Source organism: Aeromicrobium sp. WCS2018Hpa-31 (genome assembly GCF_031843905.1).
GTDB lineage: Bacteria > Actinomycetota > Actinomycetes > Propionibacteriales > Nocardioidaceae > Aeromicrobium.
This window is the reverse complement of record NZ_JAVTJF010000005.1, coordinates 24,342-42,714: the sequence shown is the minus strand read 5'-3', so window position 1 is coordinate 42,714 and position 18,373 is coordinate 24,342. Positions and strand designations below refer to the sequence as shown.

The following is an 18,373-nucleotide window of genomic DNA, read 5'->3' as shown; positions in this document are numbered from 1 at the left end:
CCTGGCACTGCGGCGCCCACTACTCGAAGATCAACTCGACATCGACTCGCCCAGCAGCAGGGGTCTGGAAGAGAGAATCACGGATCTTGGACGCGATGTGCGCGGAGCGTGTCGTGACGATGAAGCGCGAGTAGTTGCCTTGCGCGAGTACTTGCGCAATCGTGTGACGCTTCGCCGTCTCGGTCCCTGGAACGTAGGCAGCCACCGCCCACAGGTCGGTCCCGGCGCCGATGACGACGTCGGGCACCCAGCGCCACGTCCCACCGGCCGCCGACTGCATCAGTAGCGTCATCGGCTTCTGAGTGAACAGGTCGATGAAGTCGGGCGCCTCGAGGACGTCGCGCTGCACCATCACACGGTGCTCAGGCTTCGCGACGTTGAGGGCGACATCGAGAGACAGCAGGCGGTCGAGCGCCAGAGGGTCTGTTCGCGGAGCGTTCGATTCCGTCGGCGTCGCGCCGAGGAAAACCTGACCCTGGGCAGTGACGAGCCGAGCGCTGGCGTCCCGCCGGAAGCGGGGGAGACTCCGGATCAGTCCGACTCGCGTGAGGTCGACGACGTAGTTCCTGACGGTCGATCCTTGGCGGGCATGGGTCCGTCGCTCGCGCTCGCGCAGGCGAGCGAGCAGGGCATCCGTGACGGGCCCCCACCTCGCGATGTCCTCGAGCACGCTCACCGCTGTCGGGGACAGCAACGGGGGCGCAGCGCCCGGTGGCGCCGATTCGGCGGAGGGTGACTGAGGTCCGGCCGTCGCATCTGCGGAGCGCGAGTCAGCGTCGGGCGGCCCGAAGCTCCAGAGGTCGTCGGGGATGGGTCCAAAGGGAGAGGCTTGCATGCCTTTCATATCGGCGGCCGGAGAGGGGTTTGTGGCGCACCCTTCGTGAAACTTCTACGGGCTTCTTCGGGGAAGTTGCGCGGTCGCTGTCTGGTCTGTTGCGGGCCGGTGTCTCCTAGCCTGTCCGCCCTGTTGCACAGGGTGTTGCATGGGGTGTTGCACCGTTGCAACGACGTGCGTGCAACAAGCGCCTGCAACCGCAGTGTCGAAAGGTCCGTTCTTCTTGCCTCCGAGTTGCGACTCAACATGCTGGTTCAGGCTGCCGCGGCGCGCGCATCAGGATCGCCGACGCTCCGAGACTCCGTTCAGCGCGCTCAGCCTCGTGGGCGCCGAGCCCATCGCCACAGTCGGCGGCGGGACCCTGTATCCCGGCCTACGTGGGAACCGGGCTCGGACTCTGACCTGAGGGGTCGCGGGGTCGCGATCCGCAATCGTCACCAGAGCGACTCGGAATGTCCACGGAGCCGTGGATGCCCCAGCCTTCTGCTGCACGAACCTGCGCTGGCATCGCGGCCGGGCCTCGGGGTTGACGACGATTGCCGTTGTGCGAAGTCGTCGTCTGCCCTGTTGCACGGTTTGCTGTCCGATCCGTTGCACGCACCTGTCCATCACCCCGTCTGCCCTGTTGCACCGGGTGTTGCACAGGGTGTTGCGGCGATGCACCAGGGCAGCCGCAACAACGCCCTGCAAGGCCAGCGAAGAACGATCGGAAGTCGGCGCCTCAGCTTTGCGACTAGATGTGACCTGAGGTGAACGCGCCGCGGGCAGTTCAGGATTCAGCGAGGGGCTCGGTCCCCTTCGGGTAAGGGGGCGCGAGATGTCTCCGGGCGGGCCCCGGCCCGGGCCTCGTCCCGCCCCGTCGAACCGCTCTTGTCCCGGGACCTACCCTGCGGGCCCGGGGTCCTCTGGAGGGGCCCCGGGACTCCCCCGCGGGAGGCGAGCCCCGCCCCGGCCGGGCCCGGCCGGCCCGGGGCAAGATTGCACACGCCGGGGGCAGACCCCGGCCCCCAGGCCGGTACACGTCGAGCATGCCTGAGCCCGGGCTTCTTCCAAGACCGTCGGCCGCTCCCGGACGGCCAGTGCGGCACGCGCGGGACGATGGCCCTGCTGGCAGGCGCACTGCACGGGACTGTCCGGAAGTGTTGGGCGGACAACGCTTCCGCTGTCCGTCCAGGTGTCTGCCCTGTTGGTTCGGGTGTTGTGTGGAGTGTTGGGTCGTCACAACGCACTTCGACCAACACTTTGCCTGCAACTGCAGTGCGAATGAGCAAATTTCGAGGGCTCTGATTCTGCGACTGAGAGGTACTGCAATTGGCACTGACGACGCCGCGTCGGCGGTCGCTTGAGATTCACTGGCAATTCCAGCGCGGCGGCCCGGCTGTCCGGTGCGGACAACGCGAGCCCCGTGCACTCGCGGCTCGAGCCGAGAAACCACCAGACTCTCGCCCCCCTAGCCCCGCCCCCCTAGCCCCGCCCCCCGGGGGCGTGGGACTCCCCTGCTCGCTGGCGCTCGCGGGGTCCTCCCTACGCCCCCGGGGGGCTCTGTTGTCCTTGCTGAAGCTTGGAAAGCGCAGGGGCGATCCGGTGGACCGGTCATCCGGAGCCCCGGCGAGCACGGTGTGGGGCTGGGCTTCACCCAGACGCTCTACAGTTCGGATCGCTCATCGCGACTGACTCACTCACGCTTGGGCCGGCGACGCACGAGCCACGCCGAAGGCTCCACCCTGACACCGACTTGTGCAGCGAACGAAAGAGTCGATCTCGTCTCGCGAGTCGCCGAGCACGATTTCCGCGAGGTCCGAAATCCCGAAGTCAGGGCGCTCACCGGCACAGCGCGCAGCTTCCGACTAGACCCGAACAGTGTGGGGCGTGGCGGGTGTCCACAGATGTGGACACCCGCCACGCCCCACACCCACGTCTCCTCAGCCGAGAAAGGCCTCATTACCCCAAGTCTCTGCATGTCTCGGCGACACGAGTGGTGCTTCCAATAGGTCAAGGCTGTCAGGATGCGGGCAACGGCTCCCCACACCGCTCTCGACTTTGCGAGCCCGTCGACGAGCCCGTCGCCCCTGGGTGATCCCCTGACCTAGAAACAGACCGGGCTAGGACCCGAGAATGCGGAGCGAAGCTCGGGCCCGGGCGCGTCGGCGGTCGTCGAGCGTGAACCAGGCAGGGTGGTCCGACCCGAGGACGTCGACGAGGTGGCGGATGCGGCGGCCATCGCTGCCGAAGATCTCCCCTTCCGTGATGGCGAAGGGGTCGTCGATGCACGCCAGGAGAACCACGGCGTCGGACAGGTGGCGGTCCGTGTCGCGCGAGTCGGCCAAGTGGGCGGCGGACTTCAGGATCAGCGCCCCGTGCGCGTCCGGCACGCTGACCACGACGTCGCGGCCGTCGATCGTCAACTCCGCGTCGACGGTGCGGCGCAGCGCCTGCGTGCCACCCTCGATGGCCACCATGTCGTAGCCCCTCAGCTTCTCCCTGACCGACGGCGGCGCGTGGTCGGCGAGGACCACGTCGACCTGGTCGGTCTCGCTGAGGTCGACGACATCGTGGCCGCGCACGAACCGGTGGGCGACCCTGCTTCGTTCGTCGATCGAGGGCAGGAGCGCGTACCCGAGCGCCTCCAGCGCCTCTGCGATGTCGGCCACCCGGCCGCGACCGGTCTCGACGTGCACGACGATGTCGACGTCCTCGGTCGGACGCACCGACGTGATGCCTGCGTGGAAGGCATGCAACTGGACCATGAGGCCACCGACGAGCGTCCAGTGCTCGGACCCGACGACCGCGGCGATCTCGGCCACCTGCGGCCAGGGCTGCGGCCACCCGCCCTGTGGCGTCGCGACGGTGACGCGGCGGCGAGCGATCACGCGAACCGCCCCAGACGGTGATCGAGGACTCGCAGGCCGGCGGACCGTTCGCGGACGTCGAGCGACGTCGCCAGGTCCAGCGCCGCGAGCACCTGATCCGCAGCAGCGATCTCCCGGACCACCGAGAGATCGAAGGACGTCGCGCGGAGGACGACCTCGGCATCCCCGTCACCATTCTTCGACAGCAGGAAGCGATCGACCAGCGTCCCGACGCCCGCCGTCTTCACGTATCCGTCGACCATGTCGTCCACCCTCGCCCCGAGCCCCGACATCCGACCCTGCTCGCCACTCGCGACGACGCGCCTACGCAGCGGCTCGATCGCAGCCGAGTGCGCCCAGTAGCGGTGGACCGTCGCCCGCGCCCGGCACGCCCCGACCAGACTCTCCGGGGTCGCAGCGCGCAGGCGTCCGGTCGTGCGAGAGGTCTGCGGTTGGGCCAGCCAATCCGCATCGACCCCGGACAGCATCGCCACCGCCGCCCACGCCGTGGCCTCGGCCCAGGGACGCGCGCGCCGAACGGCGACATTCCGCTCGTGGCGCAGCACCGACTCCAGCACCACCCGGTTCGGCCCGACCGCCTCGATCTCCCCCGCCGCCACCAACCGCTGGACCTGGCGGACGGAGAGCCCGAGACGCTCAGCCGCCGACGCGGCGTTCACCAAGACCATGCAGACAGTGTCGCACAAGCGACACTGTCTGCATGGCCTCTTTCCCGACCGACGTTGACGCGATGCGGCGCAATGCTGGCGCTTGAACGGCAACCCGGCACGCTGGCCCGCACCGTCAGAAGTCGTCGCTTTGGAAAAGCGAGTCCTCCTCATCGCGATGCCAGGGCCAGTCTTCGTGCAGCGGGCCCGGTAGGACGACGGCAGCCGACCGCAGTTCTCGCTCGGTCACTCCGAGTGCCTCAAAGGCTTCCACTACAACGCGCTGCTCTCGGTCTCGCGCCTCGCCAGTGGCGTTCTGAAGGTGCGCCGCGGAGCGGTAGAGAAGCTGGAACACAGCCTGTCGCCTGTTCATCTCGCGAGGCTAGGTGATCGAACTCTCGAGGGTGCGCATTTTCGCGTGGACGCCGGAGAAGCATCCGTGACTCAGTATGGCCGCCCCGCGAACATCGTGTTGGTCGGCACCTGTGAGCACTTCCACGCGCTGATGCGCCGGCCTAGGCTCCCGTGATGAGTTCCCCCGAGCAACGCGTCGCATCGAGACTCCACCACGCACGCGTGCGAAGTTTCCTGAGGGACGGCGAGGCGGACCCTGACCGCGACTCTCACGAACAGCGCGATCCGCTGACTGCGCTCATCGAGCGGACCGCCACGATCTATCAGCAGGCGATTCGCGATGACACGAGGTCGACGTACGCGCGTCGCTGGCTGAAGTTCGAACGGTGGTGCGACGCGCACGGGTTTACACCACTGCCGGCGCCTGCCGAGACATTGATGCTCTTTCTCGCCGGGATGATCGATGGCGACGAAGTCACGTCGCTGAACACTCTCCGCGGATATGCAGCGGCTGTCGGTCGAGTCCATCGGGAGGCTGGGCACGCCGCCCCCAACGATTCACCCCTGCTCCGCCAGTTCATGCGGGGCCTGGCCCGACATACGGAAGTTCGGCCGCCCATCCCTGTGCAGACGGGGGCGCTTCGCATCGGCGACATCCGCACCATCATGCGGCTCCTTGAGACACTGGGGGTGGATGTCCGGGCGGTCCGCGATGCCGCGGTCTTGGCGCTGCATTCACGTGGTCTCAGCGACGGTGAGATCGCGCGCCTGACGTGGAGCGATGTCGATTTCGGCGCTTCCGATCTTCGGGTACTCGTGAAGTCGATCCGGACGGGCAGCGAGAATCGCCTTCACCGACTCCCCGCTGCGGGCGGCGACAGCTTGGCTGCCGAGTGCCTGCTGATGTGGCGCTCGTTGATGGGCGAGGGCGAGGGTCCGTTGTTCTCGGCGGTCGATAGCTCCGGTGCCTCCGCAGGACGACCGATGGCTCACCGCACTGTCAGCAAGTCCCGTCGCTCTCGCTTGCAATCGCTGGCCAGGGAGGGCGAATGTGAAGCGAGCCTCGACACAGCCATCCGCATCCTGAGGGGGCCACCGTCCGAGGTGCTCCGCGATCGGGCTCTATTGCTTCTGGGCTTCGCGATGGCCGGGCGACGAGGCGAAGTGGTCGGCTTGCGCTGGAGTGACATCGTCCAACGTTCCAAAGGATTGGTCGTGCACATCAGATCGTCGAAGACCGACCTGAGCGGACGAGGCGTTGATCTGGGTGTACCGGCGGGCCTGTCCATGCTCACTGATCCGGTCGGCGCGGTGGAGGCGTGGCGCGAGCGTGTAGCGCTCCAACGTGGTGCCGCCGCCGCAGACGGTGAGAACTGGGTCTTCCCGCAGCTTGGCCGCGCGGGACGCATCTCGGACTCACCGCTGTCACCCGAGGGCCTGACCGTGCTGGTGCGTCGACGCGCTGAAGCCGCAGGAGTGACCGGACGCATGGGTGGGCGATCGCTTCGCGCTGGCTTCATCACGACTGCCGCCGAACTCAACATCCCAATCGATCGCATTGCCGAGCAGAGCAGGCACAAGACGATGGACAGTCTCGCTCTCTACGTTCGGACGACAGACCCCACGATCCGCTCGGCTGCAGGCGAAGTCGGACTGTGAGTCGGCTTAGCGCTGACCGCGACGAAGAGTCGTTTGCGGAGTTTTGTGAGCAGTACGGCCTCGGTCAGAGGGTCGAAGCTGCGCCGCTTTATCTCACCTTCTTGGCGGACCAAGGCGCTGAGGCTCGCGCTATATCGCGCGTCATCGCCAACTTCGATCGACGAGCTGTCGAACAGGGGGACCCGCGTTGGTCGGCGACGTCGGGAGTCGCGCAGTGGCTCAGCGGCTTCCTCCGCCATGCGCACTATGGGCGAACCACCGAGCGAGCCGCGCCGCTCTACGAGGAGCAGGTCATCGCCCTTGCCGAAGCCTGTCTCGCCCCAACCCGCGAGCAACGCCTCAAGGCTGCCGCGGTCATTCTCGCCAACGAAACCGGCCTGCCGGCCACCGCACTTGCTCAACTGCGCTGGCGTGACGTTCGCCTGCGCGACAGCGCGGCGACAATCTCGCCACCCGACTACGCACACAGAGGTACACGCCGCGTCAATGCGATCGAACTGCCGGCCAGCTCAGGTCCAACCTGTCCTGTCCACGCACTGCGAAATCTCCGCGACTCCAGTGATCTGTATGTCCTGGGTGGGACTGGCAGCAACACCACGGACCGCCAACGCGTCGGGCGGTATCTGGCGCCGCTCCCCCGTCCGGCCCGGGGCGGATACCGGGAACGGAAGCGGCTCCCACCGAAGGCGCTGGCCCGCTTGATCACGGATCTCCTGGCGCCCGCCCCGCAACCGGCGAGGGACCTGGCTCTGATCTCGTTGTCCCACGCAGCGGCGCTCCGAGGCCGGGAAGCGCTGACGTTGAGTCAGGGCGATGTCGTGGTCAGGGACGGTTTCCTGCGGCTTGCGATCCCTGGGCGCCGCGAACGTGTCTTCGTCGAAGCCCGGCCGTCTGCTCCTCATTGTCCAGTGGAGGCGTGGAATTCTTGGGCCACACATCTCGCCGCTCAGTCACGATCCGAGCCGGATAACCCAACATTCTTGCGAGTCTCCGGCTCGAGGATCTGGGACCGCGCGATGATCCCCGCCGGACTGAACTACGCGATCGACCAGCGAGCACGTCAGGCCCTACTCACTGACCGTTACGTCTTCACATCGCTCCGTACAGGAGCGATCCGCGGCTGGATTCGCTCAGGCCGACCAAACCTGCTGATCGCGCGAGACGCCGGCCTGTTATCGCTCACGTCAGTCGCGCGCCACGCAGAGCGCGAACGAATGCTGACGCACTCCGTAGCGGGGATGGTCGGCTTATGAGTGAGCCGTAGGCGCTTCCTCCCCCGCAGGTTTCTCGCTCCGCTGCTCAGAGCGGGTGTTCGAGTTGCTGGAAGATGCTTCTGAGTCGCTTCTTCGGTCCCACCGCGGTGATGACATGGTTCTGATGGTCGAAGACTTCTACGACCAAGTTCAGGCCTTTTCCGACGATTCGGGCTGACGCGATGTCGTCTTTGAAGACCTCGACGAAGGCTGAGAAGTTTCGACCCATGAACTGCAGGGCCAGGACGCCTTCGGCCGCGTAGTGATTGAGGACCCAGTTGCCGTCGTATCGCTTGGCAAAGCGTGAGGTCTTGAAATCTTCGAAGGTGCCGTAGATCAGGCCACCGGCTGTGGCGATGAGGGAGGTGGGTTCTGAGTCCAGCGCCGGTTCCCTGCGGATGCCTCTTTCGATCTCGGCGCCTACGTGTGGTAATGGTTCGGACGAGTCTGCGGCTTGAGTTCCTCCTGGCAAGACCATTCCAGCCAGTCGACCGTCAGGTCCAAGGTCGGTGACGATCCGCTCACCGATGTAGGTGTAGTAGCGCCGAAGGGTTGCCAGGTCATCCATCGAGTGTCCCTCGTGGAGCCAGGCTGCGGCAGCTTTCGAGCCGGCGACCTGCGTCGCTGCTTCTGCCAGCGCCGGAGTGAACTCCCCACCAGGTTCGCCAAGACTTTCGGCCGCAGCGAAAATCTCCCCGGCCACCGCGCCTTCGTCGGGGAGTATCGCCAGCAGCCTGGCGCGCTCTTGATCTTCGTCCTTGCTCATGGCGACCTTCTGTCCATCTCTCTGGGCCTACGAATCATGAGGCTAATCGTCGCTTCGCCGTGCACGCCGGGAACCTGTTGCAGGCCATGAATGGCCCAAACTTTCCATGTCGAAGGACCATCAGTCCGTTGCCACAGTCCGGGCAAGGTTCCGGTGCCGACTCGTTCGCGCGTTCGCCCCGCAAGACGACGGATCCGTCCTTCAAGAGTTCGGTGACGAACGGCGACTCGCGACCCGACTTTGCGATGAGCAGAACCGTCTCACGGGCGCGCGTAAGAGCGACGTAGAACAGCCGCCGCTCTTCAGCAAAGGGATAGTCGTCGCCTTCGGGCAGCGCGAGGCGCAGCAGAGGGTCGTCCGATTTCGAGCTGGGAAAGCTGTTCACGTTGAGCCCAGGGATGATGACATGGTCCGCTTCGAGGCCTTTGGAGGAGTGCACCGTCTGAAACGAAACGTGGAGCCCGTGGGGCCGAGATCGCGGCAGGAGTTCCTGTTCGTGCTTGTAACGGCCGAGGATCTTCACTGTCGTCGAGCCGGTCCCCTGAGCCTTGGCGGCGAGCTCCTTCAGCCGTTCCTCGATGGTGTTGGCGATCCCCGCGTCGCTGTCGACAAGAGCGAGTTGCACGGGCGCTTCTTTCGAGCGCTCAGACCGGACGTTCTTCCTGAGCTGACGGGGGTTCTTCATGACGAAGTCACCGGCGATCTCGCTGAGTTCTTGCGACCCGCGGAAGGTGCGCTCCAGGCGAAGTACGTGTCCTCTGCCGAACATTTGCTCGAAATGTGTCATCGCAGAGATGTCTGACCCCGCAAAGCGGTAGATCGATTGCCAGTCATCCCCGACTGCGAAGAGGAAGTGGTCGGGCTTCTGGACGAGGGCTCGCACCAATCGTGCTCTGGAGTGGCTGGCGTCTTGGAACTCATCAACGAGGACAACGCGAAACGGGGATCTCCATCGGCCAGCCTCGACAAGGTCGGTCGCCTGGTTCAACATGTCCTCGAAATCCACTTCGTTGCTGACGCGAAGGCGCCTGTCCCACTCGTCGCGGATCTCATCGAACAGATCGAGGAAGAGGGACTCCCGCGGACCGGGTCCTTCGCGTCCGACTGCGGCCCGGGCGCGCAGGTCCGTAGGACTCAGGCGATTGCTTTTCGCATGTGCAAGGAACGTCCGGAAGAGGGTGCACATCTCTCGTTCCGTGAGGAGCGATCTACCCGGGACCGGCCGATCGGGATCGAATTCCGGCACGATGCCATGGGCGCGGAGCTGACGATCGAGAGCTGAGAAGAGGCTCCCATCTGCGAGATCGCGCGACGCGGTCTCGATGAGCGCTGTCCCATGAGCGGTGTGCAACTTGCGTTTCCACGCGCTCGACTCGAGGTAGCCCTCGAAGCCGGGCGGCTCGTCCTGCCCCGGGACCAGCGCCCAGTGTTCGTGGTAAGCCTGGGCCGCAGGGTAGAAGAAGTCTGGTCGGTACTGAGAGTGCTGCGCGTCTGCGACGTTCACTTCGTAGGAGCGCTCGTACTCAAACTCAACGCCCGACTTGATGAGCCAGTTCGCGATGGCTCGCTCGCCAGCGCTCTTCATCACGTCGAGATTGAGGTCCCTGAAGCCGCTGCGTCGACGTTGTGGATCCCAGGCGTCCGGCTCCACCTCAGCGTCGTCAACGACGGGGACTCCCAGCACGTCTCGAAACAGAGACCACCCGGTCGCGAACTCTGGGGATGAGCTTTGAAGCGCGCGAGCGATCTCGGCCAGCAGGGGTATCCCGTTGTCGGTGTCCAGACCAGGCGCGAGCCTTGGCTTTGCTCCGGTCGCCTCTCCGATGATCTTCAGGCCGAAGGCGTGGAACGTGGTTGCTTGAAGCCCATCAGCCGAGATGTCGGCGCTGGAGAGCCGCGCCTGACAGCGCTGACCGAGTTCGAGCGCAGCCGACTTGTTGAAGGCGAGAAGCAACACCTCATCGGCTTGGGCGATCCTCTTCTTGATGGTCCATCCGGCCTTGGCAACCATGGTGGAGGTCTTCCCGGAACCGGCGGCAGCGACGAGCTGCACTCGGTTGTCGAAGCAGATGACCGCTCGGGCTTGTTCCACGGTCAAGGGTGTCTTCTCGATACGTTCGAAGAAGGACCGCTCAGCTACCAGCTCAGACGCCACAAGCGCGTCGTTGTGAGTCTCAGCGTGCCCCCTCACAGACCAGTCGACGTTCAGCACTTCGAGAGCGGAACGCTCCTCAGGAGTGGCTCGATCGTGGAGGAGTCGGCGCTGCGCGGGAGAGAGCGGAGACTCAACGCGCATCACCGAGAGGTCCGACTCCCACCTCGCGATGAACTCCTCGCTCAGCCACGCCCTGGCGTCCCAGCTGGAAGAGACAGCGACGTGGAACCTGCGCCACCAGTCGAGAACACGCGTGAAAACAGGCCCAAGATCAAGGGACTCCTCGTACTCCAGCAGCTCCTGCCGGACGCACGCACGGAACTGCTGAAGGCCTCGCTTCGACAAACCCGGGAGCGCTGTGTCAAGACCCAGCTCCGGCGCCGACACTCTGGCCCAGAGCGCCCTCTCCTCCAGCTTGAGCTTGCCGTGTTCTGTGACATGCAGGGTCCGCAGCCCGGTCGGCGTCATCAGGCTGATGTGACGATTCGCGACACCGAGAGTCCAGTACGGGGCCCCGCCGAAGCGACGCGCCCATGATCAGAAACTGACAGACCACTGCCGTGGTCGCGGCAGAACACGAGACGCCCGATGCTGATTCGCGCTTACGCCTGCTCGAAGCCCGACTGATCGAACTTCAAGGTCCGAGCATTCTCGGAGACTGTACGCACTCGCCCTTCGTTGAACCCCTGACTATCGACAGCCTCAATCTCGATGCGCACCGTCACGCTGGTGTTCGAGTCGTCGCGAAGGTGCGCCAGTACCTCCTCGGCCACGTTTCTGAACTCCAACGCGATCTTGTCCGAGTTGAGCGTCTTCACGCCGTAGAACCGTGTTGGCCATGCGAAATCGGGTGTTGGAGCGTCGGGTGTATTGACGGTCGGCTGATCCGGCAGGTCGACGTCTGGTTCAGTCCCAGGGGACTCTCCGAGCCCTGGCTCATCCGATCGCTGTTTTTGGGCGATATCCGGACGAACTAGGAGAAGTGCATCTGTCGCGACGGGTGGCTGCTCCTTGTCATCGGGGGTCCACAGCCCGATATAGCGCTGGGCAGCCTCGTCGTAGCCGGCCGCGAGAGCGAAGGCATCGGTTTGCCAGATCATGGGGAGGTCGAGCACGCCCGCTGCCAACACCGACCTATCGCGAAGTCGAGGCATGTAGGGGTACTGGGAGTACAGGCTCCACAGATCGCCGAGCGAGACGTGTCCGCTCTTCCAGATCTGCGGGACTCTGCTGATGGCCAGGCGGATGGTCGCCGCAGCCTGACGAGTCGACAGATCGCCGTCATTGCCGAGTCGGCGTGACACGCGGTCAGCGAGCGACGTGGACTGCCCCTCGACCTTCGTCTCGCGGATGACGAAGGGTGCGCCGGGATCCGGTTGAGCTGGCACGAGGGCCCAGGTGAAGGTCTGGAGCAGGCGCGAAGCCACGGTCTGGTCCGCCTGCGCCGCGCGTTGCGCCGCTTGGTTCTTCTGATTTTGCGTCAGATCGAGGTCGGCCTCATTGGAGAGAACGTGCCGCCATCCCAGGTAGTCGCGGGTGGCGTTGTCGAGCTCCTCCAGACGAGCCTCGTCGGCTGCCAGGTAGACGAGCGCGTTGCGATGCGCACGGTTGGAACTGCCGCGGTGTTCAGTCGCCCTCTGTGCGAAGTCCTTCGCCTCTGAGTCGGCGCCCCTCTTGTGCGACACCTTCGGGTGCAGGATGACGAGGCGCGCCTCATCCGAATCCGGGACGTCCGCGTTCGACTCTGGACAGACATGGACGCCCGCGAAGTCACCCCGAGTGCGACCTTGGTCCTGCAGCCGCTTGACGATCTCCGCCCACACATCTTCCTTGTGGAGCCGCTCGGCTTGGTCTTTCGCTGTCCGTGTGATGTTGGGTTGGACGTCGAACCAGTACTTCCCTGAGCCCGAGTAGAAGTAGGTGGCTCGATCGCCGAGCTGCGTGAGCGCGGAGTGGAAATTGCCCGGAACATCTCCGGGCACAGCCGCCCCCAGGAACACCCGCTGGCTGCCGATGCCCTTGTGGGTCGAGCCTGGAGCGATCGTGGGCGCAGCTCCAAAGAAGACGGTGCGCGCCAGCCGCTTCGTAAGGGCCCGCTGGCCGAAGAGCGGCTTCTCCTTGTCGATCCGAGCGGGCTCTGAGTTCGGCCCGTCGACGTCCGCGTCGATGATCGTCTTCCAGGAGTCCTGGAGGTACTGCGTCAGTTCGGAGTTCACGTTTGAGGTCGACAGCGGGATCGATGCCGGCATGATGAGCGGCGACTGATCCTCCCCCGTCCACAGAGCGTGAATGACGGTGCTCATGAGTCGCAGGACGCCTCGAGTGCGCTGGAATCGCTCGAGCGACGACCACTCCTCGTAGAGCGTGTCGAAGAGCTCCGGATGGATCGGGTAGGTCCGCTTGATGCGGTCTTCGTAGGCTGCGTCGCGAGCCTCTCGCGGGAAGTCGTCGGAGTACTTCCGGTACATCTCCACGTAAGCGCGGGCCGTGGCGCCAATGGCAGCCAGGGCTGCAGCGTCGGGCTGCTTGAAGAGCCGCTGCTTGACGATGTGGTATGCCTCATCGGACGAGGCGGGACGCCATTGGTCAGCAACCCGCCGCACCACGTTCTGAAGTCGCTTGAGTGCCTCGAGTCCGTTCTGTCCGCCGACCTCTTCAGCGTTGCCGGCGACGATGGTGTCGTTGGCATCTCCGGTCTCCGACGCAGGGATGGAGATGGCGAGCAGGATCCCCTTCGTGCCCTTCGCTGCCTCCGTTAGAGACTGGGCGAAGGTGAACTGGTCATCGAAGGTGCCGCCGGCCAGATCATCGCGACCCACGAGCGATCGTGCGTACGCGACCCACTCATCGATCAGAATCACGGCTGGCGCGTACTTCGAGAGCAGTTCGTGAAGCGCGTCGCCCGGGTGCGTGCGGTCACGGTCGGCTTTCGCGACGATCGCGTAGGCCTCGGGGCCTCCCAACTGCCATGCCAGCTCGCCCCAGATGGTGTTGACGTGGGTGCCGTCGTCCTTCGTGACACCCGAGGGGCTGAAGTGGTTACCCACGATGGCGACGCGGTTGAGCTTTCTGGCCGCGTAGCCGTTGGCGGTGAGAAGCTCTTGGGTCTCCTGCGGGAACTCTCCGACGGGGAGCCCTGCAGCCACGTGCCATAGCGACAGCATGGAGTGGGTCTTGCCGCCACCGAAGTTGGTCTGGAGATTGATGACCGGCGAGACGTTGTCGTCACCTGCCAAACGTCGGACCGCGCGCCCGATCAGATCACGAAGACCCTCGGTGAGGTAGGTCCGGCGGAAGAACTCGACTGGGTCGGCGTAGTCAGAGTCCACCTCGCCGCCCGTGGCGACCTTGTAGAGGTCGGCAGCAAATTCGGAAGCGTGGAAGTTGCCGGTGGCGACGTCATCGTGCGGCTGAAGTACCTCTCGCCAAGGACGCAGGCCCGCGGCCTCGGGATTATCGACGGCCGCCTTGAGGACCTTCTTGTCGTCCTTGTCAGCGGTAACCCGTCGCAGGTTGAGCCGAATGGCTCTGACCTCATCGGCCTCCTTCGCGGCACCAATCAGCTTCAGGAGTCGTTCCCCGGTATCGAGCGCTCGGTACGCATCGTCATCGGTGAAGGTCTTGTTGTGCGCCCACTCGTTGCGCACCTCACGGAGCTCACTCGCGAAGGTCTCGCCAGTGCGACCGATCGCTTGATTGAACGGATACCAACCTGTCCTGAATCCTCCCGTGATGTTCCCTTCGGTGAGGATGCGGAACTGGACCTGCGGGTCCAGGGCGTCGTACACCTTCGTAGAAGGGGCACCGTTCTTACTGTCCTTCGCCTGCACAAGTTTGGTCCACACCGCGCCAATCGTGGGATCACCCTGACCCACGACAGTTGAAATGAAGTCGTCGAGTGCAGGCGCCATAACCTGGAACATGCGGTCGATGCGGTCGCGATTACTCAGTGCCATGTGTTGCCTCTAGGTCCTCTTCGCTGCCGTGTGCCTTGATGCCGGCTCTCGCCAGAACCCGAACTCCAAGGGGGTCGCCTTCGTCCTCGGTAACTAAAACTCCAAGCCGGACCGTCACCGCCGTTGTACCCGCCCCTTCTTCGTTGTACTCCAGGTCCAAGCGATAGACGGCATCAATCGCCGTGAACATCGTGGAGCCACAGCGCCTGCTACGAATGCCCCTCTCCTTGACGAGCGCAGGCCTGGCGCTCGCGATGCGGCTGAAACTGACGCCGTCTGGAGCCCAGTCCCAAAGGTCGCGGCGCAGATCGTGGTTTGGATCAGAGTCTCCATAAAGCGCGGTCTGTTCAATGGCTGCGATGACCTCTGGCGAGTCTGCAAGGCCATCGCGAGGCACGGCGGGGCAACTTAACCTGTTGATGAGCGCATCGACACTCCGAAAGAACCGCAGATTTCTTGGCGCCTCAGCGGCTAAGTCGGGATGCAACCGATCAGCCCTGTCGCCACAGTAGGTCTTGTCGGCGCTCACGAAGTAGACGTTCGACTGCCGCTGCGACTTGGCAGCCTCCAAGGCCGTGAGCCAGACGACCACGTCTCGCGCTTCGTGCCCCGATTGAGTAGCAGGCCGGCGCCGCGACTTTTCGCGTGAAACACCTTCATCGGCCGCCCTCGGCGGCGTCGGGAGAATGAGGAAGCGCGTCGATGGCCGCTCCGTGAGGGATTGATAGTGGGCCGCCTTTGCTGATGCCACGGACGGCAGCGGCGCGTCTTCGAAGTCGCGGGCCGCGGCAGCTCGGCCATGCCATGAAGGAACGATGTCGAGCAGACGCCCGACATCACCCGCACCAATTAGCGGTGCGACCTCACGCTCAAAGCTAGCCAGGCGCTCGTCCACGACTTCCTGCGGAAGGGACAGCCGGTGCCCCGTCTCCCAGGCCAATCCGCGCAGCAACGTGGCTGAGGGGGCGGGGCCATAGCCACCACCCCGCAATGCATTCGTGTCCAAGACGATCAATTTCGATCGTCATCCTCGTCGAAGTCGAGCGCGCCTTGCTGGGCGAAGGGTCCTTCGAGAGACCGAGCAACATCGGAGATGTCCGGCCAGGTGGTGACCAGTGCATTGAAGCTGAGCGCGTCCTTGGTCCACCCTTTACTCTCCGCGATGCGGAACAGCAGATGAGCGAGTTCCTTGACTAGATCCGCGTCAACCACGCGGTCAGAACGGCTCAACGCGGCGCGGAGGAACCTGCCCGCCCCTTCGATCCCGTCTCTTTCGAGCACTCCGATGAGATGATGCAAAGCCTCCCAATTGCTCGTGCGCACGTCTTTCGAAACGTCGTACTCAAACGAGAGATCCTCAGGCCTTAGCAGCTGAACGGCACCCGCACGGCTGATGAGGATTCCATCACGGTCCAGCGAATTCACGCTTGCATTTCGAGCTCGAGCAAGCAGATCTGCATCCCCAAAGGCTCCCTTGCCGTAACCACACTGGCGGTACCACGCAATCGCGAAACGCGACGTGGGATCGAAGTCGCCCTCTTGCTCGTTCAGCACGTGATCAAGAATCTCGTTGATGCGAGACAACGCAGCGCGCACGGTCATCTTGGATCCGTCCGGCTCGAGGACTGCGGAATACCTACTGAAAACTGCCATACCCGGTCCAATCGCAGCCTGCGGAAGGTCCACGGGAGCAATTTGACCCTGCTGAAGTTTCCGAAGTGCGCCCGGCAACTCTGCTTCGAGTGCGGCGATAAAGCCCCGGCGATCGACAATGGGCGATTCCGCCGGTCTCGGACGGAGAGACAGAACAATCGAAGAGGCAAGCGCGTTAGCTCCAATGCTGATCATTCGACCTCCTCGCTCGCTCCTCAGAGGCCACGTCGAGGTAATCTCCCAGCCGCTTCGAACCATCCCCTCCAGCAGGGTCTCCCACCCGGTAGACGCATTCCCAGAACTGTCCACTTCACTCTGCTTGAACGCGTAGTAGACAGTTATCGGAAAATCGTCCCGCGCAGCCTCCCGGGCGTGCGCGAAAACATGCCTAAATCCATCCTCGAAGAACTGTTGAGCTCCTTTGCGCCCACCATGTCGCTGAGCGTTTGCAACGAGCTCGTCCGCCTTCGGGACCAAGACTGTTGAGAGAAGTTCCGGATGAATCTCCCGCAATGATCTACGAAGCCAGATGTAGAGAAAGTCAGAAAGATCGGAATACCCGATATTGTCGTAGTACGGCGGGTCCGTCGATACCACCGAGTTCGTGTACGTCCGAGTGGCTGCGTTGGCCTGCGTCACGACACCGACCGGTCCAACCGACGGCAACGCTTCGATTGAGGCTACGATCCATTCGAAGTGCCCCGTGACATTTCCCACTGAATTTGAAAGCGGATTGATCTCGACGAAGTCCCAGACCATGGGCAGCGCTTGTCTCGCAAATGTGTCTCGAACACCTTCGATCTGAGGGATCCAACTACAGAGCGACGATAGCCAGTCCGCCAACTTCGAACCCAGGAATGCGAGATATGTAGCCACGATATCGGCGTAATCACGCTCTCCACCATCGGCTATCACCTTGTCCCTCGCTTCGCTCACCAGATCGCTAAACACCGTGAGCGCAGCCAACTGACGCTTAGTGAAAAGATCGGAGAACTGCGTGAGGCCATACAGGGGCACGTTCTTCGCTCCCGGACCGTCCTTCGAAATCTCGGCAGAAGGAACAGAGCCTGAGACCTCCAGATCGGCGGCCTTTTCGTGCGCGGATGATGGAGCAAGAAAAACCCTCTGCCGCTTACCTTCGGCAACCACGGCCATCAGCTGCGCCCTCATTCGCTTCGCCTGACCCTCGGAGCGAATGTAATTCAGGCTGGCCGGGGAGCCGCAGGCGAGACATGACGCTCCTTTTCGCCCAACAGTTCCATCATCCTCGGCAGTAGGCGCTCCTTCCACCCCTCTGCCAATATCGAAAACGACGCGAGCTCCGCTCTTGTGCTGTGGGTCCGGAACGACGGAATACGTCACATATGTCTCTCGCCCCTTCTTTTTGCTGAGCCAACGAGAACGTATGAGCGGCATCTCGATTCGGCACGCAGGATTTGGACATTCAACGGTCCTGGTCCAGATCCAGGCGACAACGGTGAGCCCATCAGCGCTTGGATAGGAACCCCCAAGGCGCAGCTCGGCTTGATCGCGCATCCATAGTCCGTACGACCTGACGTCGGCGGCAAGACCTTCGTTTCCCGTCCAGTTTCGTATCTGGGAATCAGCCATGCCCGGGAAGACGGGACGACGCCCTCGCCACGCGTGCGGCAACTCCACTAGCGCCTTGTTGATAAGCGTGGCAACCGGATTGAGGTCGGATGCGACAGCTTCCAATCCCAGCCGCTGAGCTTCGACCGGAATCGTGCCGCCGCCGGCGAATGGATCAAGAATTGATGGTGGATTGCCGCCGCAGGATCGAAGAATTTCCAGGTGAGCTCGAGAAAACAGCTCCGTATCCTGCGAGTTCTCCCATCGGGAGATCTCGACCATCAGTGAATGCAGTCGTTCGCGCTCGACCCGCTGATCCGCTTCAGTTGGGAACTCGTCGGGCCTAGAACTTGGATCATCCACCAGCTGAGCGAACAAAACGGCCCGCGCCGCAGCCAAGGGGCGTCGCGCCCACCAAAGGTGGAGTGTTGCTGGATGCCCTTTCCGGGGCACCGACTTCTCGTGAGCAGATTCTTGATTAATTGCCTCAAGGGGCAGCGCTACTTCAATAAGTTTGCGCTTTCTCAAAAGATTCACCTTCCCAGCGAACGTCATACTCGTCATGAACATCACCGAAGTTCACACGACGCGACTTGGCAACTTGTTCGCGGCAGCACGCGGACTATACTAAGTTT

General features: G+C 63.8%; 10 protein-coding genes. 1 reads left to right on the top strand and 9 read right to left on the bottom strand.

Annotated features, from left to right (window positions below; genetic code table 11):
• Positions 1-19: 19 nt before the first annotated feature.
• From RQG84_RS07405 to RQG84_RS07390, 4 genes are all read right to left on the bottom strand, one after another.
• Positions 20-676 carry a hypothetical protein gene (locus tag RQG84_RS07405; protein WP_311209499.1) on the bottom strand — a complete coding sequence of 219 codons (657 nt, stop codon included), beginning with the start codon at positions 674-676 and terminating at the stop codon, positions 20-22.
• 2,261 nt (positions 677-2,937) lie between these two features.
• Positions 2,938-3,705, bottom strand: coding sequence for a hypothetical protein (locus RQG84_RS07400; RefSeq protein ID WP_311209498.1), 768 nt, complete (start codon positions 3,703-3,705; stop codon positions 2,938-2,940).
• Positions 3,702-4,373 carry a hypothetical protein gene (locus RQG84_RS07395; RefSeq protein ID WP_311209497.1) on the bottom strand — a complete coding sequence of 224 codons (672 nt, stop codon included), beginning with the start codon at positions 4,371-4,373 and terminating at the stop codon, positions 3,702-3,704. The genes RQG84_RS07400 and RQG84_RS07395 overlap by 4 nt, the downstream gene beginning before the upstream one ends.
• A gap of 115 nt (positions 4,374-4,488) precedes the next feature.
• Positions 4,489-4,725: a hypothetical protein gene (locus tag RQG84_RS07390; RefSeq protein ID WP_311209496.1), complete on the bottom strand. Its 237-nt coding sequence runs from the start codon at positions 4,723-4,725 to the stop codon at positions 4,489-4,491.
• Between the two features lie 155 nt (positions 4,726-4,880).
• Here RQG84_RS07390 and RQG84_RS07385 point away from each other — a divergent pair, with 155 nt between their 5' ends.
• Positions 4,881-6,365, top strand: coding sequence for a tyrosine-type recombinase/integrase (locus RQG84_RS07385; protein WP_311209495.1), 1,485 nt, complete (start codon positions 4,881-4,883; stop codon positions 6,363-6,365).
• A 1,299-nt stretch (positions 6,366-7,664) separates the two neighbouring features.
• Here RQG84_RS07385 and RQG84_RS07380 read toward each other — a convergent pair.
• From RQG84_RS07380 to RQG84_RS07360, 5 genes are all read right to left on the bottom strand, one after another.
• Positions 7,665-8,384 (bottom strand): hypothetical protein, encoded by a 720-nt coding sequence (locus RQG84_RS07380; RefSeq protein ID WP_311209494.1) that lies wholly within the window; start codon positions 8,382-8,384, stop codon positions 7,665-7,667.
• Between the two features lie 34 nt (positions 8,385-8,418).
• Positions 8,419-11,007, bottom strand: a complete 2,589-nt coding sequence (locus RQG84_RS07375) for a UvrD-helicase domain-containing protein (RefSeq protein ID WP_311209493.1) — start codon at positions 11,005-11,007, stop codon at positions 8,419-8,421.
• A gap of 134 nt (positions 11,008-11,141) precedes the next feature.
• Positions 11,142-14,495, bottom strand: coding sequence for a Swt1 family HEPN domain-containing protein (locus tag RQG84_RS07370; protein ID WP_311209492.1), 3,354 nt, complete (start codon positions 14,493-14,495; stop codon positions 11,142-11,144).
• On the bottom strand, positions 14,482-15,501 hold the full coding sequence (locus tag RQG84_RS07365; protein ID WP_311209715.1) for a PIN domain-containing protein: 1,020 nt from the start codon (positions 15,499-15,501) through the stop codon (positions 14,482-14,484). The genes RQG84_RS07370 and RQG84_RS07365 overlap by 14 nt, the downstream gene beginning before the upstream one ends.
• Before the next feature lie 5 nt (positions 15,502-15,506).
• The gene (locus RQG84_RS07360; RefSeq protein ID WP_311209491.1) at positions 15,507-18,302 is read right to left on the bottom strand and encodes a DUF1156 domain-containing protein; all 2,796 of its coding nucleotides are present in this window, start codon (positions 18,300-18,302) and stop codon (positions 15,507-15,509) included.
• Positions 18,303-18,373: the final 71 nt, after the last annotated feature.

Excerpts from the sequence above, each read along its gene's own strand:
- RQG84_RS07390 (WP_311209496.1), bottom strand. The coding sequence starts at position 4,725 with ATGAACAGGCGACAGGCTGTGTTCCAGCTTCTCTACCGCTCCGCGGCG.
- RQG84_RS07360 (WP_311209491.1), bottom strand. The coding sequence starts at position 18,302 with ATGACGAGTATGACGTTCGCTGGGAAGGTGAATCTTTTGAGAAAGCGC.
- RQG84_RS07375 (WP_311209493.1), bottom strand. The coding sequence starts at position 11,007 with ATGACGCCGACCGGGCTGCGGACCCTGCATGTCACAGAACACGGCAAG.
- RQG84_RS07395 (WP_311209497.1), bottom strand. The coding sequence starts at position 4,373 with ATGGTCTTGGTGAACGCCGCGTCGGCGGCTGAGCGTCTCGGGCTCTCC.
- RQG84_RS07370 (WP_311209492.1), bottom strand. The coding sequence starts at position 14,495 with ATGGCACTGAGTAATCGCGACCGCATCGACCGCATGTTCCAGGTTATG.
- RQG84_RS07385 (WP_311209495.1), top strand. The coding sequence starts at position 4,881 with ATGAGTTCCCCCGAGCAACGCGTCGCATCGAGACTCCACCACGCACGC.
- RQG84_RS07380 (WP_311209494.1), bottom strand. The coding sequence starts at position 8,384 with ATGAGCAAGGACGAAGATCAAGAGCGCGCCAGGCTGCTGGCGATACTC.